The organism is Apibacter sp. B3919 (genome assembly GCF_026537405.1).
Taxonomy (GTDB): domain Bacteria; phylum Bacteroidota; class Bacteroidia; order Flavobacteriales; family Weeksellaceae; genus Apibacter.
The window spans coordinates 109,441-134,164 of record NZ_JAFNMG010000003.1 but is presented as its reverse complement, the minus strand read 5'-3'; the positions used below and the strand labels follow the sequence as shown (position 1 = coordinate 134,164).

Genomic DNA, 24,724 nt, shown 5'->3' with positions numbered 1-24,724 from the left:
AGGCCTTTTTATTTCATAGTAGTTAGTCATATATTCCTTTACTCAGCTTAGCTCGTCTTTCCTTAATTAAGGCTTCTCTTTGAGCATCATTCTGGAATTTAGGTTTGGCGCCTTGACTATATTTTAATCTTCTTTCTTTAATTAATGCTTCCCGTTTAGCATCTGCATCATTTTTAGTTGATGGTTTTACTGTCGAATTTTCATTTGATGATTTAACCGGAATATTTTTACTAATCACCGTTTCTGTTTTTATGGGTTGAGATGAATTATTATTTTTAACAGGAGCCGTAACAGGAACGGAACTAGTTTTTACTTCATCTTTAGATTTTACAGAAGGCTTAGGTTTAGCATTGCTAATATTTTCAGGTTTTATAACGGTTGTTTTTGGGCTTGAAAGATTTGCATTTTTTCTTTCCTGAATAATATTATTTGATTTTATAACTTCCGGTTTTTTAATTTCCACATCAGTTGAAGTTAAATCATTTATTGCCTGTACCGTTTCTTTACCAGGAGTTAAATTATTATAATTAGTATTTTCATCAGATGAAATTTCTAACGGTTTACCAATATAGAAATCAAGAATTTTTAATCTGAATAAAAATGAATATTTAGCTTGAAGCATTTGAGATAATGCATTGAAATAATTATTTCTTGCAGTATTTAAATCGTAAATATTAATTTTTCCTGCAGTGAAACTCTTTTGTGCAAATTCATAGGATAATTCGGTGGATGCTACCAATTCTTTTGCAGAGGTAAATGTTTGATAAGCAGAATTTACGTCAAAATAAGAAGTTTGTATATTTTGCTTTAGATTTAATTTTTCTTGGTCGAGCTGATTTTCTTGGATCAATTGATTAATTCGGGATTGCTGAACTTTTATTTTATTTGTTCCTTTACTAAATATGGGAATGTTAACCCCTACTGATACCATTTGAGAGTGATTGTCATACCATTGGTCGTCTATAGATTTACTGGAACGATCGAAATAATCCTGATAAAAAGTACTTACTTTATATCCGCCGGTAATTGAAGGATAAAAAGCGGTTTTAGCAATATCAATATCTTTCTTTGCTGATTCAACCCCTAATTCGGCAGATTTAATAACCGGTTGATTATTAAAAGCATAATTGATGATATCATCCAAATTGATAAGAGGCATTCCTATATCATCGGAAACTTTAACATCCTCAATCTGAAAATCTCGATAATCTTTTTGAAGTAACATGGCTAAAACCATTAGTGAACGATCTACTTCAATTTTAGCATTTTCATACGTTTGTTTAGCGTTCGCAAGATTGGATTTTGATTCATATAAAGTGCTGAGAGGTATACTACCGGCATTATATAATTTTTCATTCCTGTCTTTATCTTTTGCTTGAGTATCCATGGAATTTAATTGAACTCCTAAAAGCTCTTTATTCAATAGAACGGTTAAATAATTTCCTACTAATTGTAGTGAGATATCATTTTTGATTTTTTCAGTGGTATATTGATTTTGTTGAACCAAGAAAGCGTTTTTTTCCTCTGTTAATCGTAAACGTCTGTTGTTATAAAGTATCATGGAGGATTCAAGAGCAAGATTGTTCTGATATCCTTCTGTATATTTATAATAGGAGTCTATGGTAAAATCTGTTACACCATCTTGGGTAACCTTTTGAGTAGCCAATGGACCAAAAGTTATACCGTTAGTTATAGTACCTTTAAGATCGGGTAGTTTTTCTTTTTTAGCAATTTTTAAATTACTTTCTTGAACTTGTTCATTTAGTTTAGAAGCAAGTACTTGCAAATTGTTTTCTCTGGCGTAAGATAAACAATCATTGAAAGACCATACTTTTTGCGCTGAAATAAATCCGACTATGAAAAAAGCGATTATACTGTTGTTTAGTTTCATTCTTATGTAAATGAATTTTCAGTATTATAAGTAGAATAATTATTTATTTTGTTACAAACTTATCTAAAAACATTTTTTATCAGGTTTTATTTATAGATCTATCTTCTAATATGATAATATACTAATTAATTCTAAATGATATCATCATCTTTAAATTTATGTATTATTAATTAAGATAGTAAGTGTTGAATACTAAATATAAGGAGTAAATATAAAATAAAAATAATATGAAGTACTTTTATTAATTGAAACAAAAACAGGGAATAAATTATATACCCTGTTTTTAATTTTATAATGTATTATTATTTATGTATTCTTATTAATTTTCTTTTCTAAAAACTAGACCGGTTTCAGGAAAATAATCTGCAACGATGGTATCATTGTCATTAATTTTTCCACCTAAAATTTCCTTAGATAATTGATTTAAAATTTCATGTTGAATCAATCTTTTTAAAGGTCTGGCGCCAAAAGTAGGATCATAGCCTTTGCTCATTATATAATCTTTAGCCTCATCGGTCATGCTCATGCGAATTCCTTTTTTATCTAATATTTTATTAAGAGAATCTAATTGGATATCTATTATACTTCTTATTTCATTTTTATTTAAAGGCTTAAATACAATAGTTTCATCGATACGGTTTAAAAACTCAGGGCGAAGGGTTTTCCTTAACAGTTCCATAACCTGCTCTTTAGTCAATTCTAAAATTTCTTTGTAATTATTTCCTTCCAGTTTTTCAAAATTTTCTTGAATTAAATGAGATCCCAAATTGGATGTCATAACTATAATCGCATTTTTAAAATTAACGGTTCTTCCTTTATTATCTGTTAGTCTACCATCATCCAATACTTGTAATAAAATATTAAATACATCCGGATGAGCTTTTTCGATTTCATCCAATAAGATAACAGAATAAGGTCTTCTTCTAACGGCTTCGGTTAACTGACCACCCTCATCGTAACCCACATATCCCGGAGGCGCACCTACCAGTCTGCTAACAGAATGTTTTTCTTGATATTCACTCATGTCAATTCGGGTCATTGAATTTTCATCATCAAATAAAAATTCGGCTAAGGCTTTAGCTAATTCGGTTTTTCCGACACCTGTTGTTCCTAAGAATAAGAATGATCCGATAGGTTTTCTTTCATCGTTTAATCCCGCGCGGTTTCTGCGTATAGCATCTGCTACTGCTTCAATTGCTTCTTCTTGTCCGACAACCCTTTTGTGAAGAACAGATTCCAGATTTAATAATTTTTCTCGTTCACTTTGTACCAGTTTAGTAACCGGAATACCGGTCCATTTGGCTACAACATCAGCAATGTCTTCGGAATCAACTTCTTCCTTGATTAATTTAGGTCGATCATCAGAAAGTTCGGCTTCAGCTTTAGCAAGTTCAGCCTCTTGTTCTTTTATTTTTCCGTAACGTAATTCAGCAACTTTACCATAATCACCGGATCTTTCTGCTTTTTCAGCTTCAATTTTAAATTCTTCAATATTTTTACGGATTTCTTGAACTTTATCCGCTCTTTCTTTTTCTGCTTTCCAGGAAGCGCTTAGCTCATTTCTTTTTTCATTAAGTTGTGCTAATTCTTCTTTAACATTTTCTAACCTTTTCTCATTAGCTTGTTTAATGCTTTCATTGGAAGTAGGACTTTCCGCTTCTCGTTTAACCGCTTCTAATTCAATTTCAAGCTGCATTTTTTTACGGTCTAAGGCATCCAACTCTTCAGGCTTGGAATTCATTTCCATACGAAGTTTTGCCGATGCTTCATCCATTAAGTCTATGGCTTTGTCCGGTAAAAATCGGTCGGAAATATAACGATTGGAAAGTTCCACAGATGCAATTACGGCTTCATCTTTAATACGTACTTTGTGATGGGCTTCGTACTTTTCTCTAATTCCACGTAATATAGCTATGGCATCATCCACATCGGGTTCTTCAACCATCACCTTTTGAAAACGTCTTTCCAACGCTTTGTCCTTTTCAAAATATTTTTGATATTCATTTAATGTTGTAGCTCCAATTGAACGAAGTTCGCCACGTGCCAATGCGGGTTTTAAAATGTTCGCTGCATCCATGGCTCCTTCTCCTCCTCCGGCACCAACTAATGTGTGAATTTCATCAATAAACAAAATAATATTTCCGTTGGAAGCGGTAACTTCTTTAACAACTGCTTTTAGACGTTCTTCAAATTCACCCTTATATTTTGCTCCTGCAATCAAAGCCCCCATATCTAAAGAAAAAATAGTTTTATCCTTTAAATTTTCAGGAACATCCCCGTTAATGATTCGATGAGCTATTCCTTCGGCAATTGCAGTTTTTCCGACACCGGGCTCTCCAATTAATATGGGATTGTTTTTTGTTCTTCGAGAAAGAATTTGCAAAACTCTTCTGATTTCGTCATCTCTTCCTATTACAGGGTCTAGTTTACCGTTTTGAGCTAATTCATTAAGGTTTTTGGCATACTTGTTTAATGAATTATAGGTATCTTCTGCTGATTGAGAGGTTACTCGTTCTCCTTTTCTGATTTCTTCGATTGCTTTAATCACGCCTTCTTTGGTGACTCCTTGATTTTTTAATAATTGTGAGGTTTTGTCGTTTACTGAAAGCAGTCCTAAGAAAATATGCTCTAAACTTATAAATTCATCTTTCATCTTAGTTGATTCTAATTGGGCTTCATTTAAAGCTTTATTAGAATTCTGGGACAAATAAATTTGTCCGCCGCTAACTTTAGGTAAAGAATTTAGTATAGAATCAAGTTGGGAGTTAATATATGCTAAATTTGAGTTTTGTTTTTTCAATATGAAAGTAATCACACTGGCTTCGCTTTCCAATAAAGCTTTAAGTAGGTGTGCAGGTTCAATAGCCTGATTTTCTAATCCTTGTGCAATCACTTGAGATTGTTGCAAGGCTTCTTGTGATTTGATGGTTAATTTATTAAAATCCATTTTATTTAATCTCTTACATTTTTTCTCAGCAAAATATAAACCAAAATCATGGATAGGTTTTTATAATCAATATGTAAGGGAATAAATGAATAAAACGAGACAATATGGCATTATTTGTATTATCACAACTAAAATAAATGACACAATGTCATGGTTATTGGCTTATTAAAAGATTGGATTTTTTTTATTACTACATCTTCAAAAATATTAAATTACATGAAATTCATATATAATTTAAAAATTACAGATGTATAATATGATATAAATAAATTATAGATTTTATGTAATATTTAATGATATCGGATACTTGCTCGTATCATGCCGATAGCATTTATGGTTTTTAAAGAAACATCTTTAGATTCAAACATAGGATTGGCGCTAACTAATTTTATGTAATCGTTACCTAAACTGGATTTTTGAATGTGTCTAACAAAGGTATGATTGGAATCTTCAGATAAGGCAATTTCAATTATATATAATTCTCCCCAAAATATATTATCAATGGAAGCATTTTTAAAAATAACAATATCACCATTTTTTAAAAGTGGAAGCATAGATTCTCCTTTTATATAAATAGCTCCATCACAATCTGATAAATTAGGTATTTTTATAAATCCTGAAATGAATGTATTTTCTGATTTTTTATGAACGATATTTTTTAATCCGCCATTAGAATCTAAATTATAAAGAGGGATATTGGTATTATTTTTTTCTTGTAATTTAAACATGGGGTCCTCCAATACAGACATTGGATAATCTTTATCTAAAATTGGGGATTTTAACATGGGCCCTTCATAGGTGAGAAGCCATTCTAAATTTATTTCGGGACATTTGGTATGGATCAATAAAGAATCATAACTATTTCTTTTTTTCCAATTCGAAAAGGTTTGGGGAGAAATACCGAGATATCTGGCTAATTCAGAATCTTTTTTAAATCCATAAAATAACTTTATTTTATTCAATATGGTAGTTTTTTCCATAGATTGTAGTTATATAAGTAAAAGTTCAAATAAATTTTATATAAACAGTGTGTTTATATATCTATTTGATAATTAGACAAATATACTAAAAATTATTATATTGTCACAACAATGTTATATTATTACCGTAAAAACAATATAAAGAATAGAATAATATAAATTATACAGGAGATAAGAATTAGTAATGGATGAAATAAAAATTTAAAAAGTTCGAATACTTCCACGTATTAGAGCCATAGCATTAATTTTAGAAACCGGAATATCTTGAGGTGCGTTTGTGTTGTCTTGTCCTAATAGTTTAACAAATTGTTCTCCTTTTTCAGATTTTTGAATATATTTAATTAACATATAAAAAGAATCATCATTCATACATATCTCAATTAAATAAAGCTCACCCCAAAACAGGTCTTTAAGAGAAATAGTTTTAAAAATAATTATGTCTCCATTTTGTATAGTTGGTAACATGGAATTTCCTTTTACATAAGCAGCACCGTCGCAATCAGCCAGATCCGGCATTTTTATAAAATCTATAATATTTTCTTGATGATGTTTTTTGCTAAATATATTTTTCAATCCACCATTTCTGTCTATATTATATAAAGGAATATGATTTTTTTCACCTTTATAGGAATTATATCCAGATTCTTCCGCTATTGAAATAATATTAGATTGTCCAATATTATCTTTTTTCAACATAGGCCCTTTGCCGGTTAACAACCATTCATAATTAAAAATTTCACATTTTGTATAAATAAGTTTAATATTGAACGAATTCCTTCTTTTCCAATTATACAATATTTGTGAGGTTATGCCTAAATGTTTTACTAATTGAGAATCTTTAGTAAAACCATAGTATTTTTTAATTTCGTTTAGAATGATATTTTTATCCATGTTCAATATAAAAAATATACATTTTGTGTAAAATAATTTTAAAATAAACAAAATGTATATATATTTGTGTTGAGATAAAACAAAGATATCAAAAAATACATTATTGTTATGACAGTAGAACAAATAAAAAGAAAAATTGAAGTGGGAGATTATATTTTGGCATCGAAATTATTAAATATAACCCCTGAAAATGTAAGAGCTCGTTTTTCACGAGAAAAGATGGATGCAATAGAAGCGTTAAAAGCAATAATTAGTAATAGGGAAAGGTTTATAAAAGAATACCATAAGAAAATTTCAGGCTAATCAACTTAATTTCTTAAATCTGAATTTTTCACTATGAAAAGGATAAGAGTTCTTCCTTATGATTTAATGATAAATTACTATCTTCATTGAGAGTTGCCTTATTAAATAAATGCTTATAATAATCTTAATACAAAATATTTCATTGTTGATCATAATTTAAATCATAACCTGCAGTTTAAAACAAAAATCCTATTTTAAAAATTTTTATTAATCTTTTGGTAGAAAAATGAAGTTTTAAAAAAATTAGTGATATTAGTTAAATTTCTTGGCTTAAATACTCTGTATTTAATTAATTCTGTAAAATTTAAAAATTATTGATCTTTATATTTATAAAGGTAAACTTTATTGTTACTAAAATTATTTTTAAATAAGACTATTAATTTTTTAAAGTAATAGTTCAAGAATTTATTTAAATTATATAAATGTTTTATATGTATAAATGGTTGAATAATTTATACTAAAAAAATAAAAATAACCAACTATTATATATTATAAATCTTGTTTAGCAGCCTTGGGATAATGTAAGGAGATAAAGGTAATTAATGTTATATAAACTTTATGATTGTAATTTTTTTTTGTTTATCTTTACCGCCATAAAGTTAGTGTTTAAGTGTTTTAAAATTTAAAAAATTAAGTGTTCATCTATTTTTAATGCCATTGTAGCAATTAAATTTTTATAATGAAATAAGAGAGGAGATCATTAAAAATAGAATAGATTTTTTTAAATAAAAATATAGAAAATCAATTAAGTGTTAATAAGTTAATTAATAATTCATTATGAAAAAGAGAATTTTATTATGTTCATTACTCGGAGTGATTTCCGTTTGTTCTTTCTCTCAAAGCCAAAGAGTGGGAATTAATACGGAAGATCCTCAAGGAGTTTTCCATATTAATGGAACCAATAAAGATTTAAGTCAAGATGACTTTATTGTAGATGCAAATGGGAATGTGGGTATAGGTACCCGAACCCCTAAATCAAAGTTGGAAATTATAGGTACTAAAGGTAAAGGATTGCGGGTAACTCCTCCGGGAACTATCGCTAAAGGAGAAGTTATTGCATCTGATGCAAATGGTAATTTTGTAGCCTCTACCAGGCCTATGCCCGAACTTAGAGAGGGTTCTATCATTCAAATTAGAACAAGACTTGATGCAACTTCAACATTAGCTCCTAATTTAATAGATTCTAATCCAATTATTCCCGGTGATCCAAGTTTACCTCCGGGAAAAAAACCGGCTGTAAAAATATCTGACAAGCCTATAGAGCTAACAGAAGGTACATGGCTGATTCAGCTTAAGTATACTACTCGTACAACAAGAGGGGGAGGATCCAATTTTCAAGAATATTGTGGAAAAGAAAATGGATTTGATCAATATATTTGGACATTACTATATAACGAAAATGAGCCGGACTTTAAAAAAGCAGTATTAACTACGGTAGGTTTTGCTACGGAACGTGATGGTGCTTGTGCTTGTACTCCTCAGTTAACCCACGTAGTAAAAGTCAATCCGGGACAGACAATGAAAGTTAGTGCTTATGCCAGTACTAGTATATGGCACAATACAGTAGTATTCGTAGATGGCGATTTTAATTCATTTACTACCGGCAAACCATATTTTAGAGCTATTCGTATAGATAGTTTTAATTAATAATGTGGTGGAATTAAGATCTTTATTATTCATATAATTTTATATTTAAAATCATGTCATGAAAAAAATAATATTATCAATAAATTTTTGTGTATTAGCAATTGGAATTAGTTTATCACAAGTAGGAGTTAACACAGATAATCCTAAAGCTATTTTTCATATAGATGCTAAAAAAGATAATGGGAATATATCTGTCCCAGTAAATACATCAGATGATGTAATTTTCAAACCGGGTACAAATAATGCCCCAGATCCGACTGCAAAGCTCTATGGTCATTTAGGTGTTGGAAAAGTTAATCCGGATACGGGTTTAGATGTTAATGGCAACATACGATTGGAAGATGGAACTCAAGTTAGTAATAATATACTAGTTAGTACAGATTCACTTGGAAATGCCCAATGGATAGCTCCTGCCAGACCATTGATTCATAATGGAGAAATAGGAAATGGTATACGATTGGATGAAAGTGCTATAGATTTAACAGTACAACCTTTAATGCTTACTCAAGGAAGATGGTTGATTCTATCCAAATTTGTAGTTAAAGCTACTCAACATGTTAATGATGATTTAAAACCTCGGAATAATGTATGGATTTATTTAAAAAATGTTAGCGAGCACCCGCTAATAACCGATAAAGTCTATAATACTATTTTGGGGATACCGTTAGAACAAGCGGGAGCTAAAGTTGGGACACCGCAATTAGCAGCTCTTGTTAATATACCTAAAGGAAAAACTTTTGAGTATAGAGTATTTGGAAGTACGAGTAATAAAGAATTCGAATATATTACAACAAATGACGACTTTCAAGGATCTTATTTTTATGCCGTTCGATTAGATGCAGAACTTTTAGACGATTAAATTAATACATATGAATTTTAAATTTATTATATGAAAAAATTATTTTTATTATATATAATTATAGCGGGAGGTATAGGTTTTACTAAATCTTTTGCACAAACAGCTCCATCGGTTGGAGTAAATACAACTAACCCGCAAGGACCTTTTCATGTAGATGCAAAGGGGGATACTAACGGATCTATAAATACATCTGATGATGTAATAGTTGATAAAAACGGAAATTTAGGAATAGGAACCATTGCACCAACGGCTAAAGTTCATATTAAAACGGATGGATCAACGAATGGAATACGTATCAGTGATCAATCAGAAGGAAAAGGGAGTATGCTTATGTTTCAAGATAATACGGGAATAGTTAACTGGGTTCCCAAACCTTTTACCATAAAACAAGCAGAACTTAGGAAAGATTTTAATATGAACGATCCATTTAAAAGAAATGCGAATGACCATAGAGAAATTTCAATAACGGGACACGGTTTAAAATTAACTCCGGGTATCTGGATGATTATGGCTAAATATATGGTTTATAATAACGGGGATGATAAAGGTAATTTGTTTTGGACTTATTTGCATGATTTAGATGATCTTACCACTTTACCCGTAGATGCTAATCATCTACGTGATAAGCGTAAACCTTGTCTAGTTGATGGAGCCCTTCCTGAAAATAATTGTAATGGTAATGGCTACAATTTAAATTGGTATTTAGCAAGTAATGATCTGGGCGGAAACCCTTCAGAATATGCAATGACTGTGGTTGGAACTTATCCGGAAGCAAAAAGCCAAGGATATACCACTCCATATGTCAATTATATAGCAGTAATTAAATCTGATGATCCATTAAATCCAGGTAAAAAACTAAGACCGGGTGATCCGGGATATGAGCATGAAATTGCTTTAACTTTTAGTTCCAGTTTAAATGGTGATCAAGTATTGGAAACCAGATCTTCAATACCTGGAGCGGGTAATAATGGTGGAGATCTCCCGGTTGGTGTTTATTTCTTTGCTATTCGTTTAGATATAGATGAATCATCTCTATAAATTTTAAAAATTAAGTTATATACTAGTATTTATATAATACCTGCCGAATAGGCAGGTATTTTTTTATTCAATACCAGTAATTCCCATTTTCTTCATTAAAAAAGTTGCATTCATATTTTGAGCTATACCTTCTTTTAATTTATAATCAAACACTAATTCATCCTGAGCAATTTCTGCTTCAAAACGATAGTTCTTTATATTTTCGGGATAGTTTGCTTCCAAGGTGCCTAATACTAAATCATGCGTAGCAATAATGCCATTTCCTTTTAGCGAAACAAGCTGTTTCATAAGCGCTAAAGATCCTTTTTGCTTATCTTCAGAGTTGGTACCTTTTAAAATTTCGTCTAAAATGATAAATAAATGTTCTCCGGAATGAAGTCTGTCTATAATCATTTTCAATCGTTTTAATTCAGAGAAAAAATAAGATTCATGATCAACTAAGGAATCTGTAGTTCTTAAATTAGTTACTAAATTTCCAGGGAATATTTCTAATGATTTAGCGTATACCGGAGCACCAATACAGGCTAACACGTGGTTAACCCCTATAGTTCTTAAATACGTACTTTTACCTGCCATATTAGCTCCCGTTATTACTAAAAAATAATTTTCTTTTGAAATTTTAACATCATTGGTTACACAATTAGATGGGTTAAGTAGAGGGTGGCCCAATTCTTTCCCATCAAATATAAAATGTTCAGTATTTATTTTAGGATATGAATATCCGGGGTGAGTATATGCATATGTTGACAGGGAGCACCAAGCATCAAAATGAGAAAGAGAATCAAACCAATTCGGTAGATACTTTTTATAGATATCTAACCATTTTTCTATCTTAATAGCATAACGAACACTCCAACATAAGACCGGATTGAAAAATAAAATCATCGGATAAGCCATACACATATTTAATTGAGAACAATATCTATTTAATTTATAGATAGCTTTTGATGCAGGAGTTTTCTTGATAAGGATTTTACGATTTTTTTCTAACAAATAACTATCAAAATTTTGCTCTTCTATAGCATTAAAAAGTGAGGTATAGGTGTTTAAAACATCTGTTTTTTTTTCTATGTTATTAACTATATTATTTACATGCTTACTCGCAAAGGCATTAATTGCATAAGTTATGATCCATAAAGGAATAAAATATAATGCAGATACCCTATTAAAAGCTGTAAGTACAAGTAAGATTAAATACGAGCAGGGAATAATATTTATCATTATTTCCCAGAATTTATTTTTATGCAATAAAAATGTTTCCGGAAATATATTTGAATCAAAATTTTCTTTATTTTCTAATTTTCCGTTTAAAGACCCTAAAACTCGGAAATGGTTTACCCAATCTTGTTTTGAAGTTAATTCTTGGATGCTTTCCTGATTTTCCACAATTGTTTTTTTGTCTAAATAGGGAGTAAGGAACAGATAGGCAAGAAATTTTTTACCTTGATAGGTGCATGTTCGATTAATAGCCTGAAAAAGCGATCGATCGCCAAATAAATCTAAATCGTAGCTGAAGCTGTGTTCAGTCGAAATATATTCTGGGCCTCCATCAAAAGATGAAAAATCGTAATTAAGAGCTTTACATTCATTTTCTGCTAAAGTTATTAATGAATCTGAATAATTTTTTTTATAAAACAGTTTTTGATGTAACTTTAATAACAAGATAAATATTGAAAAAGATACAAAGATGATACCGCCGGTAAGGTAGCTGTTTTTCCAAGTAAAAATACAAAGTAAAGCAGCAATAAGAACTACTGATAATCTTAAAGCAGCAATAATAAATATCTTTTTTTTAAGTGATTGTACCGTTGAAATCTCTTTATTAATAAGAGAACGGTATGAATGTTCAATATCTTTTATTTTCATGATATCAAAGGTAAACAAAATAAAATAGCTAATTTTAAAGTCTATATATATCTAATAGTACTTTACTTTCAAATTTTAACAGTAAGCAAAAAAAATTAAATTTTATTATTTGATAAATGTTGCATTTTAAATATATTATAATTAGAAATAAAAAAGCCTGATGAAAATCAGGCTTATAATTATTATAATTTTATTATAGAGCTAAATCAATTACTTCAGACATTTGAGTTACATAATGTATTCTTAAGCCTTTAATATAATCAGGATTGATTTTTTCAATATCTTTTCTATTCTCTTCACATAATATGACATCGGTAATACCGGCCCGTTTCGCAGCTAATATTTTTTCTTTAATGCCACCTACCGGAAGAACTTTTCCCCGTAACGTAATTTCACCGGTCATTGCCCATTTAGACTTAACCTTTTTACCTGTAAAAGAGGAAACAAGAGAAGTAAGCATAGCTATACCTGCAGATGGTCCGTCTTTAGGGGTTGCACCTTCAGGAACGTGAATGTGTATATTACTTTCTTCAATTTTTTGCGGATCGATACCGAACTCTTTATAATTAGATTTTATGTATTCCAAAGCAATGGTAGCCGATTCTTTCATTACATTACCTAAATTTCCGGTCATGGTTAAGTTTCCTTTGCCTTTAGAAAGAATACTTTCAATAAAAAGAATATCTCCTCCTACTTGAGTCCAAGCTAATCCTGTAACAACTCCTGGAACTTTATTAGTTTCAGACATTTCAGGCATCATAGGCGGACCTAAGATTTCAATAATTTTATTTTGACTCAATTTTTTATTGTATTCAGTATTGCGAGCAATTTGTAAGGCAATATTCCTTACAATTTTTGATATCTTCCTTTCTAAGCCTCTAACACCGGATTCTCGAGTATATGCTTGGATAATAAATTCCAATTCTTTCTTACTTATTGAAATATCTTTTTTGGTAAGTCCATGTTCGAGGATTTGCTTTGGTAAAAGATATTTATTAGCTATTTCTACTTTTTCCTCAATAGTATATCCGGAAATATCAATAATTTCCATTCTGTCTAACAATGCCGGTTGTATGGTGGCTAAATTGTTGGCGGTAGCAATAAACAATACTTTAGATAAGTCGTAATCTACATCCAGGAAATTATCATGGAAAGTACTGTTTTGTTCGGGATCTAATACTTCAAGTAAAGCAGATGACGGGTCACCGTGTCCACTGGTGCTAATTTTGTCTATTTCATCTAAAACAATAACGGGATTCGATGTTCCAACTTTTTTTATGGATTGAATAATTCTCCCCGGCATAGCTCCAATATAAGTTTTACGATGTCCTCTAATTTCCGATTCATCATGCAGCCCTCCTAATGATATACGAACGTATTTTCTTCCTAAAGCAGAAGCAATGGATTTACCCAATGAAGTTTTACCGACACCGGGAGGACCATATAAACAAATGATGGGAGATTTCATATCTCCTTTAAGTTTTAGGACTGCGAGATATTCTAAGATTCGTTCTTTAACATCTTCTAAACCAAAATGGTCTTTATTTAAAACTTTTTCAGCATGATTAATATCAAAATTGTCCTTAGAATATTTTTCCCAAGGCAAATCCAACATTAATTCTAAATAATTCCTTTGAACACCATAATCAGGTGTTTGCGGGTTCATGCGAACTAATCGATTAAGTTCTTTTTCAAAATGTTCATTTATAGACTTGCTCCATTTTTTTTTCGAAGCTTTTTCTTTCATTTCTTGAACTTCAGCTTCATAAGAAACGCCTCCCAACTCCTCCTGAATGGTTTTCATTTGCTGGTGTAGGAAATATTCACGTTGTTGTTTGCTGAGGTCGGAGTTAACCTTATCCTGAATGGAATTTTTTAAAGATATTTTTTGAAGCTCAACGTTCAGGTACTTTAACGTTTTGGAAGCACGATCTAACAAACTGTTAACTTCCAGCAATTCCTGCTTTTTTACTAACGGCAGATCAAGATTAGAAGCAACAAAATTTACCAACAAGGAGCTGCCTTCAATATTTTTAATAGCAAAAGAAGCGTCTGAAGGGATAGCCGGATTTTCATTAATAATTTTAATGGCTGTTTCACGAAGGCTTTCCAATAAAACATTAAAATGTTCTTTATTTTTATTGGAAACCTTTCTTTTGTCTTCCAATAAAGTAATTTCTGCTTTTAAATAAGGCTCCTCTTCAAGTATATTATTAATAGAAAATTTACGTATCCCCTGAATAATTACCATGGTACTTCCGTCAGGCATTTTAAGTAATTTTAATATTTTACCTATAGTACCTACCGAGTACATATCATTTATAGTCGGATTATCTGCATTTACATCTTTTTGTGTAATGACTGCTATTATCTTATCGTTTTGCTGAGCATCTTGTAATAAATTGATGGATTTATTTCTTCCGGCAGTAATTGGTATAACAACCCCGGGAAATAAAACTACATTTTTTACCGGAAGTAAGGGTAAAACAGTAGGAAAAGTTTCATTCATCATTTTATCTTCTTCATCCTGGCTTAGTAAAGGAATAAATTCACTATCATTTTGCATAACTTGATCTAATGACAATATGTCGAACTTCATAATGTTTCGTATTAAAGATTTAATGACAAACTTTCAGATATCTAAAAAAAGAGAACTACTTTTTTTTAATCTTAAATGGGTATAGTATTGATTATTAATAAGAAATGTTGTAACCTCCAAAGTTTGTACGTGTACTAAGGTCAATTAATATGCCAAATAAAAACTTACTATAATTGCTAATAAAGCTTAGAATTATAACTTGATAAGGGTTAGAATTTCTCTGCTTCCATCGGAATAAGTAACTTTAACAAAATATCTTCCTGTAGGAAGTTTTGAAATATTAATTTCCTGATTAAGATTGGAGTCAATTATATCTTTATCGATTAAATTGGTACCAACCATGGATAAAACAGAAATATTATCAATTTTATAAGAACTTGAATTCTTAACAAGTATAAAATTTACTGCCGGATTAGGATATAATTTTGATTTAGTATAAGGTTGCTCTTGTAAATAAAAGTTCATTAAAATATTGGCCGGAAATTCTTTTGCAGTAACCAGGTTAATTGAAAAAAGCAACGTAATAAAAAATAAAAATTTCTTCATAAGCAATTTATATCTAAAAATTATGAAAATTTCCTTGATAAAATGATAGTTTTATGTACTTAAAATTAATGTATAAAATTATAAAAAAAAAATATTCTTTACAACTTTTCATTAAATTATTTTTATTTTTATTTGGGAATAAAGATAATATTCAATTATCTTATCTTCAATAGTTTTGTCTTAAGGGCTTTTTTCTGAATTATTCTATATTTTATATTTATATTGTTGTTGCTAAAGTAAATATACTTACTTGAGAATCATCGGTTTTTAACAGTTCTTGAGTGCATGCAATTAAAGTTGCACCCGTTGTTAAGACATCATCAACCAATAGATAGTGATTCGAACAATTTGAATTTCTTATAAAAGCGTTTTCCATTTTTTTTATACGTTCTTCTCTGTTGGATTGAGTTTGAGATTTCTTATGAGAAACTCGTCGAAGAACATGCTCGTCGAAATTGCAATTCATTAGAGTTGCTAATTTTTTGCAACAGAGCAAAATTTGATTATAGTTTCTTTTTTTATATCTTTTCGAGTGAATAGGAACCGGAACAACGGTTTTTACTTCTTTTAAACAAGGATTGTTCTCATTCTGCATATACCAAATCTCAGCTAACCACGAACCGATTTCCGGTTTATTTTTATATTTTAAATGATGAATTAATTGTTGTGTAATATTTTCTTTTGAGAAAAATAATAAGGAAGATGCAAATTCTATTTTCGCAGAATTGTTAAGTTGGCTGTGAATTGAATTTGTGTTGTTAAAAGGAATGTAAGTAAAAGGTAAATAAGCTTTACACCTTTCGCATACATAGTGTTGTGATGAAGAAATAATTGTTTCACAACCAATACATCTATTAGGAAACAGGGTAGAGAGTATTTCTTGCCACATGAGTATTTTTCAATTATCTTTGCGTAATATAAACAAATTTATTTATTGTGATAAGGCTGACTAAAATATTTACATTTGAAACAGCACATGCTCTGTGGGGATATGATGGTAAATGTAAAAACATTCATGGGCATTCTTATAAATTGTATGTTACTGTTAAAGGAGAGCCGTGTAATGATATACACCATGTTAAAAATGGAATGGTTATGGATTTTGGAGAGTTGAAATCTATTGTAAAAAAATTAATTATAAATCCTTTAGATCATGCCATTATTTTAAACGCTCAAACAGAACATAAACAACTAGGAGAGCAATTGCAAAATCAAGGACATAAAGTTATTTTTATGAATTATCAGCCAACTTGTGAGAATATGTTGATAGATTTTGCCGAAAAAATACAATCAGAGCTTCCTGAAAATATTTTATTAGCGAAGCTTAAATTATATGAAACCGAAACGTCATATGGTGAATGGATAAGGGAAGACCAATAGAAATTAACCTTACGGCAGGCAAAAAAGTTTATTTTGCCTCAGATCAGCATTTAGGAGCACCTGATGAAGTTTCATCCAGAAAAAGAGAAAAGATTTTCGTAAAATTTTTAGAACAAATTAAACATGATGTTCAAGTATTATTCCTATTAGGGGATTTATTTGATTTTTGGCATGAATATAAAACCGTTGTACCCAAAGGATTTGTTCGAATATTAGGTAAATTAGCTGAACTTTCAGATTCAGGGGTTAAAATATATTTTTTTACCGGAAATCATGATTTATGGATGAGAGATTATCTTCAAAAAGAATTAGCAATAACAGTTTTTAACGAAGAACAAACATTTATAATCAACAACAAAAATTTTTTTATTGCTCATGGAGATGGATTGGGACCGGGAGATCGCGGGTATAAAAGAATGAAAAAACTTTTTACGAATCCTGTTGCTCGATGGTTTTTCAGATGGTTGCATCCGGATGTAGGAGTCGCCTTAGGTACTTATTTATCAAGAAAAAATAAATTAATTAGCGGGGAGGAAGATATTAAATTCTTAGGGGAAGATAATGAATGGCTGATTGTCTTTTCTAAAGAAAAATTGAATGAAAAACATTATGATTACTTTATTTACGGGCATCGTCATTTACCTATGGATTTATTAATTGGTGAAGATAAAAACAGCCACTATGTAAATTTAGGGGATTGGATTTCGTATTATACCTATGCCGTTTTCGATGGAGATCATTTGTATTTACAGACTTTTACCGAAACTGTTTAATTTTTTTAGTTATCCATCGTAAATATTTTTCTTAATTCAACAGCTTCTGAAGGAGTAATTCTTCCGGATAGCAGCAAAGATAATTCCCTTCTGTGAAGGGCTGAGTTATATCTAACTATTTCTTCTTCAGTTTCAGGTACTAAGTCAGGTATTTTTTTAGGTTTCATAAATTCATCTAAAGCTACAAAAGTATATATCCCTTCATTGGTTTTGGTTTTTGTATGATTTATTGCATCATCCACCCATATATCGACAAATACTTCCATAGAAGATCCAAAAGCTCTAGAAACCTTAGCTATGGCTTCTACGGTGCTTCCTAATGGAATAGGTGTTGAAAAGGAAACATGATTAACAGAAGCAGTCACAACTTTAGCTTCCGCATGTCTTTGAGCGGCTATGGCACATGCTCGATCCATTAAAGAAAGTAAATCCCCGCCAAACATATTATTATAAGCATTGGTTTCATTCGTTAGCACAATGGTGGTCATTATGGTCCTTGAATCAGAGGGAGTTTTAGCTTTCATGAATTTCAATTCAATTATAAAGGAAGTAAACCAAAATTTTTGTAAGTAACAAAACTCTTTTCACTCAAACTGAAAATAATTTTTTCTTTTTCAGCTGTAAATGTTCCTAAATTTTCAATGGTTAAATATGGTTCCGATTTTAGAATTTTTTTCCACTCCTTAATTGTCTGATAAACAAAATCTTTAGCTCTCTCAACATCTATTGAATCCAATTCCGCAATTATGCTAGCTAAAGCGATATCATTGAGATTATGTTGCTGAGTAAAAGAAAGGGAATAGGAGGGGGGTAGTAGTTGATTAGTTTCCTGATCCTCTCTCACCGAATTAAATTTTAATTCAAATTTTCCAAAAGAAGGTAAAGTAACTTGATTGGTTTCTTGTAATAATAGTATGCAATATTTTATTAGGTCCATAAAGTAAATTTAAAATAAATACATTATTTATCAACTATCTTTATCTCCTTTTTTAAAGCTGAAATATATTTTCACAAATTTAAATAACTTAAGAATATATAATTAAAATTCCTCAACGCATGTTTGCCTGTCTTTTAATTTTTTTTTCATAGCACTAAAAAATTCAGGAGTAATACCAATATATGAGGCAATATGTTTTTGAGATATTGAATTTTTTAATTCAGGAAACATAATACAAAAATTTCTATATCGTTCTTCTGCAGATAAACTTAATATTTCATATAAACGATTACGTAAGAAAATTACAGAGCGGATTAAACTTTCATTATAATAAAGTTCTAATTTTGGAAACCTTTTAACGGATTCTTCTTTTGCTTTTTTAGATAAAATAAATATTTCAGTATCTAAATCTGCAACAATATTGAATTTAGCAGGTTGATTGTATATAATACTTTCATTATCTGCAATCCACCAACCTTTAGATGAAAATTGAAGAACCTGCTCCAATCCTTTTTTGTCGTTAATATAACTTCGTAAACAACCGGAAAGAACGTAATAATAATTATCTTCAACCTCCTCTTGATGCAAAAGAGAATCTCTTTTGTTTAGCTTTTTAAATTTTAAAATAGACTTTAGATACTCTTTTTCCTCTCTGGAAATAGGCACTACATTGTTTATTTCTTCCAATATTTTTTCAAAAATCATAGTATATAAGAGTTTTTAAATCGCCATGTAAAATTTTTAAATATGTAATACTATATCCATTTATAATTGTAAGAATGCTATTTGTAAAATTGTCCTAATTGGTTAGAATTCTCTTAACTATTTTTTTAATAGAGATAGAAAACAATAATATAACCGTTGTTAAAATTTTATAAATACATTGTCTTAACTGTGTTAAATGGTAAAGAACACGGAATCCCTTTTTACTATTTGTAGTATATTATTAGGATTGGTTACGAAAATTAATCTATAAAAAAAAATTTTCACAAAAATAATAAACAATTTGTTTATCTATTTAAAATTAAATGGATTTTGAATCTTACATAAAAACTAAACATATTTAGATTACTATACTTATTTAATTATTTAAAAAAATATTGAAATATTAATTTAAAAAATTTTTATTAAATATAAAAACATAAAAAATAATATTCAAATAAATTTTATAGATAAAAATAATAAATAATGTTTATAAAATAACAATAATTAGAAGTTTTTTTTATATAAAAAAGATAATAGCTATAAAATAAATGTATTTACCTTTTAGAAAAGATATATGCAAGTATATATCCTTTAACTTATTAAGGTACAAAATAATTATAGAAGGTAAATTAATCAATTATCATAACATGATACTCCTATAATACAATAATTGCAAATTATAGCCTATAATCTAGAAATAAGTAACAAACGCTTAATCCAGTTTCAATACCGCTAAAAATGCAGATTGCGGGACTTCCACTCGACCAATTTGTCGCATTCGTTTCTTACCTTCTTTTTGTTTTTCAAGTAATTTTCTTTTACGAGATATATCCCCTCCGTAACATTTGGCAGTAACGTCTTTTCGTAAAGCTTTAATAGTTTCTCTAGCAATAATCTTAGCTCCAAGTGCTGCTTGAATAGGAATGTCAAATTGTTGTCTCGGGATTAACTCTTTAAGCTTTTCGCACATTTTTTTACCTATAGTATAGGCATTATCTTGATGAATCAAAGCAGATAAAGCATCCACAGGTTCACCATTTATAAGGATGTCAACTTTTACCAGCTTGGAAGTTCTCATTCCGCAAGGCGAATAATCAAAAGAAGCGTATCCTTTGGAAATAGTTTTGAGTCTGTCATAAAAGTCAAAAACCACCTCAGCTAAAGGCATTTCAAAAAATAGCTCTACTCGGTCTGTAGTTAAATACGATTGGTTAGTCAGTTCGCCTCTTTTATCAATACAAAGGTTCATTACAGAACCAATAAAATCTGATTTGGTGATAATTGAAGCTTTAATATAAGGTTCTTCCACACGATTTAATGAAGTAGGTTCCGGAAGTTCCGAAGGATTATGTACTACAATCGCTTTTTCAGGATCCTTATTTAAATAGGCATTATAAGATACATTGGGAACGGTAGTAACTACAGTCATTTTAAATTCTCGTTCCAAACGCTCTTGAATGATTTCCATATGAAGCATACCTAAAAATCCGCAACGGAAACCAAATCCTAAAGCAGCGGATGATTCCGGTTCAAAAACAAGAGAAGCATCATTAAGTTGAAGCTTTTCCAATGCAGAACGCAACAATTCATATTCTTCCGTGTCCACCGGATATATTCCGGCAAACACCATTGGTTTTACTTCTTCAAATCCGGCAATAGCTTCAGATGCAGGGCGTTCAACCGATGTGATGGTGTCACCTACCTTAACTTCACGAGCTTCTTTAATACCACTTATAATATATCCCACATCACCGCAATGTATAACATCTTTTGGGACTTGATTTAGTTTTAAAGTTCCTATTTCATCGGCATCATAGCTTTTACCGGTAGCCATAAATTTCACTTTTTGACCTTTAGTTATGCTGCCGTTTACAACCTTGAAAAAGGCCTCTATTCCTCGAAAAGGATTAAAAACAGAATCAAAAATCAACGCTTGTAATGGAGCATTAGGATCTCCGGATGGTGCCGGGATTCTTTCCACAATTTGCTCCAACAATTCTTCAACCCCCGCTCCGGTCTTGCCACTGGCGCGTAAAACGTCTTCAGGTTTGCAACCGAGAAGATTTACAATTTCATCGGTAACTTCTTCAGGATTTGCAGAAGGTAGGTCAATTTTATTTAAAACTGGAATAATTTCCAAGTCGTGTTCTAACGCTAAATAAAGATTGGATATGGTTTGTGCCTGAATACTTTGTGCAGCATCAACAATTAATAAGGCACCTTCACAGGCAGCAATAGAACGAGAAACTTCATAAGAAAAATCAACATGCCCGGGAGTATCGATCAAATTCAAAACATATTTTTCCCCTTTATATTCATACTCCATTTGAATAGCATGACTCTTTATAGTAATACCCCGTTCGCGTTCTAAGTCCATATCATCTAAGGTCTGTTCTTGCAGTTCGCGATCAGAAATAGTTTTAGTTTGTTGTAAAAGTCTGTCTGCTAAAGTGCTTTTGCCATGATCTATATGGGCAATAATGCAAAAATTTCTTATGTTCTTCATATTTTCTACAATAGTGCAAAAATACATTTTTTATAAACAATATAAGGGTGTATTTGCTACAAACTGCGAATCTGGGTAAAAAATTTTAGTTGAATTCCTATTATTTCGATAGGAATTATTACATTTGCGGAGTTTTAATCTAAAATAAAACTAAAAAACTTTTTTAAAGAACATCAAAAATAAGAAATGAAAAAACTGAGTTTAACAGAGGATTGGACAGCCACAATTATTGGTGGATTGGTCATAGTATTAGGTATTATTTTATATTCTTCATTCGGGTATACACTAAGTTGGCCTACATTTAAATGGAGCACCGGTGACGATTTATTGTCCAATGTTTTAACAGGTAAAAATTTTATAAACATTTTTATCATTTTTATTGTTTCTTATGTTTTATTACTATTGGCAGATCTATTACAAGGAAAACCTATGAGTTCAGCAAAAGGGTTTCCCTTACTGTTTATTCTTACTATAGTTGCCATGGTGATTGGCGGAAACTCGGTAATGAATTATTGGGGATTTGAAACCGTAATATTTTGTCTGCTTATAGGATTAGTTATCAATAACTTTATAGGTACTCCCCAGTGGATGAAAGGATGTTTATCTTCTGAAATGTATGTAAAAATAGGATTGATCTTTTTAGGCTCAACCATTATTTTTCAAGATATTATGCAGGCGGGTGCTTTGGGATTAATACAATCAGTAGTAGTAGTTTTCTCTGTTTGGTATTTTTCTTTCTGGCTGTGCAAAAAATTCAATATAGATAAGGAAATGTCTATGATGCTTTCCAGTGCGGTATCCATTTGTGGAGTTTCAGCTGCTATAGCAACGGCAGGAGCAATAAAAGGAGATTCCAAAAAATTATCTTATGTAGTATCACTAGTATTAGTAGTCGCTGTACCTATGATTATCATTATGCCGGCATTAGCTAAACTACTTGGATTAGGAGAAGTAATGGCCGGTGCATGGATTGGTGGAACAATTGATACTACCGGAGCAGTAGCTGCAACCGGAGCCGTTTATGGGGAAGAAGCACTTAAAATTAGTACAATAGTTAAGTTTTCACAAAATGTTTTGTTAGGTATTGCTGCCTTTTTAATAGCTGTTTATTGGAGTTATACTAAAAAAGAAGGGAATGAGTTTGCTGATAAACCTAATCTAAAAGTAATTTGGGATCGATTTCCTAAATTTGTTATAGGTTTTATCTTAGCTTCTTTGTTATTCTCATTTGTTATTCCAACTGAGCACTACAAACCGGTTCTTGCTGTATTGAAGAAATTTCAAGGATTATGGTTTGCTTTAGGGTTTACCTCCATAGGTTTAGAAACTAATTTTAAAACGTTGATTAATAAAGAAAACAGAAAAGCTACTTTAGTATTTTTAGGCGCACAAACTTTTAATGTTGTATTTACCTTAATTATCGCTTATTTAGTTTTTGGTATCGAATGGACTAAAATATAAACAATTACTTTATTATTTTTATTTTGGGAGAGATTAGCAAAATAGTTAACTCTCCCATTATTTTTATAAATATTTTTATTGGAAATAAAATTACATTTTAATTTAGTTGAGAAAGGTAATTGACCCGTTGGTTTGTTTTCATATATTAAAATAAACTTTTCCCTTCATAAAGATTATATATTTCCATAATCTCTTTTAGAATCTTTTTGAAATTAATTTTCATGTCAATTAATTTTCCGGATCGTATGTCGAAAATCCAGCCATGAACCTTTAGATTACTTTCTATAATAGCTTTTTGTACAGCAGCGGTTTTAATTAAATTAATGCATTGTTCTTCCACATTCAATTCAATAAGCCGATTGTATTTTTCCTCTGAGTCGGTAATTAAATTTAATTCATCTTTATGAATTCTATAAACGTCCCTGATATTTCGCAACCACGGATTTAAAAGTCCCAGGTCTTTAGCCTCCATAGCCTCTTTAACTCCGCCACAATAATAATGTCCACAAACAATGATTTGTTTAACTTTTAAATGATCGATAGCATAAGTTATTACAGATTGAACATTAAAATCTGTGCTAATAACCATATTGGCTAAATTTCTGTGGACAAAGACTTCTCCGGGTTTAGCTCCAAGTAATTCTTCAGTTGCTACCCGACTATCAGAACAGCCAATATAAAGAACTTCAGGGTTCTGTCCTTCTGATAGCTTATGGAAATAATCCTTATCCATAGATAACTTTTCAGCTATCCATGTTTCATTGTGGGCAAATATTTTTTCAAAATTCATGTATGGATTAATATAGTAGTAAAAAAATAATGAACAAAAATTAGAAAGAAATCATTTATATCATAATTCCTTTGTTACCTTTATATACGCTATATTTTCCCGAACCTAAGAAGAAAAGCGCTAATGAGGTTAATAAATAGAATAGGTTAAGCTCAACTTTTAATCCTCCGGTTTGCGATAGTGAAAATCCTTCCATCCCATGCACTAAATAAAAAGTCATAAGCATAGTAAATGCTACTAAAAGGGATGAAATCCTCGTAAAAACCCCTAATAAGATACAAATAGGAGCAAATACTTCCCCTAAAGGAACACCAAGCCAGAGATATTCAGGCAAATTTTTTGAAGTAAGCATTCCTTTTATAAAATCGTGTCCATGATATAATTTAGATATTCCATGGAAGACCATTAATCCGCCTATTGAAACACGTAATAGGAGTTTTCCAAGATCAGAATTCAATTCTTTAGCCATAATTATAATGTAAATTTGATCAAAAATAAATTTTTTATTTCATAAATTCTGTATCTTTTGTAAATAAAATCAAATTTATTATAGTAAAAAATATATTACAATAAGTTTTACGATAAACATAATTAAGTGGTATAAA

At 30.4% G+C, this 24,724-nt stretch carries 21 protein-coding genes; 7 read left to right on the top strand and 14 right to left on the bottom strand.

Features of this window, described 5'->3' with window-relative positions; all coding sequences use genetic code 11:
* Positions 1 to 22: 22 nt before the first annotated feature.
* From J3U20_RS06630 to J3U20_RS06615, 4 genes are all read right to left on the bottom strand, one after another.
* Positions 23 to 1,891, bottom strand: coding sequence for a TolC family protein (locus J3U20_RS06630; RefSeq protein WP_160542492.1), 1,869 nt, complete (start codon positions 1,889 to 1,891; stop codon positions 23 to 25).
* 319 nt (positions 1,892 to 2,210) lie between these two features.
* Positions 2,211 to 4,838, bottom strand: a complete 2,628-nt coding sequence (gene clpB, locus J3U20_RS06625; RefSeq protein WP_160542491.1) for an ATP-dependent chaperone ClpB — start codon at positions 4,836 to 4,838, stop codon at positions 2,211 to 2,213.
* A 290-nt stretch (positions 4,839 to 5,128) separates the two neighbouring features.
* Entirely contained in the window at positions 5,129 to 5,818 is a 690-nt protein-coding gene (locus J3U20_RS06620; RefSeq protein ID WP_160542490.1) for a LexA family transcriptional regulator, read from the bottom strand.
* A 201-nt stretch (positions 5,819 to 6,019) separates the two neighbouring features.
* A complete protein-coding gene (locus tag J3U20_RS06615; protein WP_160542489.1) occupies positions 6,020 to 6,709 on the bottom strand; it encodes a LexA family transcriptional regulator in 690 nt (229 codons plus the stop codon).
* A gap of 108 nt (positions 6,710 to 6,817) precedes the next feature.
* Between J3U20_RS06615 and J3U20_RS06610 the strand changes: the two genes are divergently transcribed.
* The 4 genes from J3U20_RS06610 to J3U20_RS06595 all read left to right on the top strand — a co-directional run bounded on the left by J3U20_RS06610 (position 6,818) and on the right by J3U20_RS06595 (position 10,556).
* The gene (locus J3U20_RS06610) at positions 6,818 to 7,012 is read left to right on the top strand and encodes a hypothetical protein (protein ID WP_105296313.1); all 195 of its coding nucleotides are present in this window, start codon (positions 6,818 to 6,820) and stop codon (positions 7,010 to 7,012) included.
* A gap of 777 nt (positions 7,013 to 7,789) precedes the next feature.
* A complete protein-coding gene (locus J3U20_RS06605; protein WP_160542488.1) occupies positions 7,790 to 8,659 on the top strand; it encodes a hypothetical protein in 870 nt (289 codons plus the stop codon).
* A gap of 58 nt (positions 8,660 to 8,717) precedes the next feature.
* A complete protein-coding gene (locus tag J3U20_RS06600) occupies positions 8,718 to 9,518 on the top strand; it encodes a hypothetical protein (RefSeq protein ID WP_160542487.1) in 801 nt (266 codons plus the stop codon).
* Positions 9,519 to 9,548: 30 nt separating this feature from the next.
* Positions 9,549 to 10,556 (top strand): hypothetical protein, encoded by a 1,008-nt coding sequence (locus J3U20_RS06595; RefSeq protein WP_160542486.1) that lies wholly within the window; start codon positions 9,549 to 9,551, stop codon positions 10,554 to 10,556.
* A 63-nt stretch (positions 10,557 to 10,619) separates the two neighbouring features.
* On the opposite strand, the gene J3U20_RS06590 is transcribed toward J3U20_RS06595, so the two are convergent.
* From J3U20_RS06590 to J3U20_RS06575, 4 genes are all read right to left on the bottom strand, one after another.
* A complete protein-coding gene (locus J3U20_RS06590) occupies positions 10,620 to 12,422 on the bottom strand; it encodes a MutS-related protein (RefSeq protein WP_160542485.1) in 1,803 nt (600 codons plus the stop codon).
* 193 nt (positions 12,423 to 12,615) lie between these two features.
* On the bottom strand, positions 12,616 to 15,021 hold the full coding sequence (gene lon / locus J3U20_RS06585; protein ID WP_160542484.1) for an endopeptidase La: 2,406 nt from the start codon (positions 15,019 to 15,021) through the stop codon (positions 12,616 to 12,618).
* A gap of 192 nt (positions 15,022 to 15,213) precedes the next feature.
* A complete protein-coding gene (locus J3U20_RS06580) occupies positions 15,214 to 15,567 on the bottom strand; it encodes a T9SS type A sorting domain-containing protein (protein ID WP_160542483.1) in 354 nt (117 codons plus the stop codon).
* Positions 15,568 to 15,784: 217 nt separating this feature from the next.
* Entirely contained in the window at positions 15,785 to 16,456 is a 672-nt protein-coding gene (locus J3U20_RS06575) for a ComF family protein (RefSeq protein WP_160542482.1), read from the bottom strand.
* A 47-nt stretch (positions 16,457 to 16,503) separates the two neighbouring features.
* Here J3U20_RS06575 and J3U20_RS06570 point away from each other — a divergent pair, with 47 nt between their 5' ends.
* Both J3U20_RS06570 and J3U20_RS06565 read left to right on the top strand, forming a co-directional pair.
* Positions 16,504 to 16,947 (top strand): 6-pyruvoyl trahydropterin synthase family protein, encoded by a 444-nt coding sequence (locus tag J3U20_RS06570; RefSeq protein ID WP_105296305.1) that lies wholly within the window; start codon positions 16,504 to 16,506, stop codon positions 16,945 to 16,947.
* Positions 16,926 to 17,720 carry a UDP-2,3-diacylglucosamine diphosphatase gene (locus J3U20_RS06565; RefSeq protein WP_160542481.1) on the top strand — a complete coding sequence of 265 codons (795 nt, stop codon included), beginning with the start codon at positions 16,926 to 16,928 and terminating at the stop codon, positions 17,718 to 17,720. The genes J3U20_RS06570 and J3U20_RS06565 overlap by 22 nt, the downstream gene beginning before the upstream one ends.
* 5 nt (positions 17,721 to 17,725) lie before the next feature.
* Here the strand turns inward: J3U20_RS06565 and J3U20_RS06560 are convergent, their stop codons facing one another.
* From J3U20_RS06560 to lepA, 4 genes are all read right to left on the bottom strand, one after another.
* Positions 17,726 to 18,244, bottom strand: a complete 519-nt coding sequence (locus J3U20_RS06560; protein WP_160542480.1) for an acyl-CoA thioesterase — start codon at positions 18,242 to 18,244, stop codon at positions 17,726 to 17,728.
* Positions 18,245 to 18,258: 14 nt separating this feature from the next.
* The gene (locus tag J3U20_RS06555; protein WP_160542479.1) at positions 18,259 to 18,657 is read right to left on the bottom strand and encodes a hypothetical protein; all 399 of its coding nucleotides are present in this window, start codon (positions 18,655 to 18,657) and stop codon (positions 18,259 to 18,261) included.
* Positions 18,658 to 18,759: 102 nt separating this feature from the next.
* The gene (locus J3U20_RS06550) at positions 18,760 to 19,362 is read right to left on the bottom strand and encodes a Crp/Fnr family transcriptional regulator (protein WP_160542478.1); all 603 of its coding nucleotides are present in this window, start codon (positions 19,360 to 19,362) and stop codon (positions 18,760 to 18,762) included.
* Positions 19,363 to 20,074: 712 nt separating this feature from the next.
* Complete coding sequence (gene lepA / locus J3U20_RS06545) at positions 20,075 to 21,868, bottom strand: translation elongation factor 4 (protein WP_160542477.1); 1,794 nt, start codon at positions 21,866 to 21,868, stop codon at positions 20,075 to 20,077.
* Positions 21,869 to 22,054: 186 nt separating this feature from the next.
* Here lepA and J3U20_RS06540 point away from each other — a divergent pair, with 186 nt between their 5' ends.
* A complete protein-coding gene (locus tag J3U20_RS06540) occupies positions 22,055 to 23,329 on the top strand; it encodes a YeiH family protein (RefSeq protein ID WP_160542476.1) in 1,275 nt (424 codons plus the stop codon).
* Between the two features lie 145 nt (positions 23,330 to 23,474).
* Here the strand turns inward: J3U20_RS06540 and J3U20_RS06535 are convergent, their stop codons facing one another.
* The gene (locus tag J3U20_RS06535; RefSeq protein WP_160542475.1) at positions 23,475 to 24,119 is read right to left on the bottom strand and encodes a carbonic anhydrase; all 645 of its coding nucleotides are present in this window, start codon (positions 24,117 to 24,119) and stop codon (positions 23,475 to 23,477) included.
* A 55-nt stretch (positions 24,120 to 24,174) separates the two neighbouring features.
* A complete protein-coding gene (locus J3U20_RS06530) occupies positions 24,175 to 24,588 on the bottom strand; it encodes a DoxX family protein (RefSeq protein ID WP_185116728.1) in 414 nt (137 codons plus the stop codon).
* Positions 24,589 to 24,724: the final 136 nt, after the last annotated feature.

Excerpts from the sequence above, each read along its gene's own strand:
- J3U20_RS06630 (WP_160542492.1), bottom strand. The coding sequence starts at position 1,891 with ATGAAACTAAACAACAGTATAATCGCTTTTTTCATAGTCGGATTTATT.
- clpB (WP_160542491.1), bottom strand. The coding sequence starts at position 4,838 with ATGGATTTTAATAAATTAACCATCAAATCACAAGAAGCCTTGCAACAA.
- J3U20_RS06620 (WP_160542490.1), bottom strand. The coding sequence starts at position 5,818 with ATGGAAAAAACTACCATATTGAATAAAATAAAGTTATTTTATGGATTT.
- J3U20_RS06615 (WP_160542489.1), bottom strand. The coding sequence starts at position 6,709 with ATGGATAAAAATATCATTCTAAACGAAATTAAAAAATACTATGGTTTT.
- J3U20_RS06610 (WP_105296313.1), top strand. The coding sequence starts at position 6,818 with ATGACAGTAGAACAAATAAAAAGAAAAATTGAAGTGGGAGATTATATT.
- J3U20_RS06605 (WP_160542488.1), top strand. The coding sequence starts at position 7,790 with ATGAAAAAGAGAATTTTATTATGTTCATTACTCGGAGTGATTTCCGTT.
- J3U20_RS06600 (WP_160542487.1), top strand. The coding sequence starts at position 8,718 with ATGAAAAAAATAATATTATCAATAAATTTTTGTGTATTAGCAATTGGA.
- J3U20_RS06595 (WP_160542486.1), top strand. The coding sequence starts at position 9,549 with ATGAAAAAATTATTTTTATTATATATAATTATAGCGGGAGGTATAGGT.
- J3U20_RS06590 (WP_160542485.1), bottom strand. The coding sequence starts at position 12,422 with ATGAAAATAAAAGATATTGAACATTCATACCGTTCTCTTATTAATAAA.
- lon (WP_160542484.1), bottom strand. The coding sequence starts at position 15,021 with ATGAAGTTCGACATATTGTCATTAGATCAAGTTATGCAAAATGATAGT.
- J3U20_RS06580 (WP_160542483.1), bottom strand. The coding sequence starts at position 15,567 with ATGAAGAAATTTTTATTTTTTATTACGTTGCTTTTTTCAATTAACCTG.
- J3U20_RS06575 (WP_160542482.1), bottom strand. The coding sequence starts at position 16,456 with ATGTGGCAAGAAATACTCTCTACCCTGTTTCCTAATAGATGTATTGGT.
- J3U20_RS06565 (WP_160542481.1), top strand. The coding sequence starts at position 16,926 with ATGGATAAGGGAAGACCAATAGAAATTAACCTTACGGCAGGCAAAAAA.
- J3U20_RS06560 (WP_160542480.1), bottom strand. The coding sequence starts at position 18,244 with ATGAAAGCTAAAACTCCCTCTGATTCAAGGACCATAATGACCACCATT.
- J3U20_RS06555 (WP_160542479.1), bottom strand. The coding sequence starts at position 18,657 with ATGGACCTAATAAAATATTGCATACTATTATTACAAGAAACCAATCAA.
- J3U20_RS06550 (WP_160542478.1), bottom strand. The coding sequence starts at position 19,362 with ATGATTTTTGAAAAAATATTGGAAGAAATAAACAATGTAGTGCCTATT.
- lepA (WP_160542477.1), bottom strand. The coding sequence starts at position 21,868 with ATGAAGAACATAAGAAATTTTTGCATTATTGCCCATATAGATCATGGC.
- J3U20_RS06540 (WP_160542476.1), top strand. The coding sequence starts at position 22,055 with ATGAAAAAACTGAGTTTAACAGAGGATTGGACAGCCACAATTATTGGT.
- J3U20_RS06535 (WP_160542475.1), bottom strand. The coding sequence starts at position 24,119 with ATGAATTTTGAAAAAATATTTGCCCACAATGAAACATGGATAGCTGAA.
- J3U20_RS06530 (WP_185116728.1), bottom strand. The coding sequence starts at position 24,588 with ATGGCTAAAGAATTGAATTCTGATCTTGGAAAACTCCTATTACGTGTT.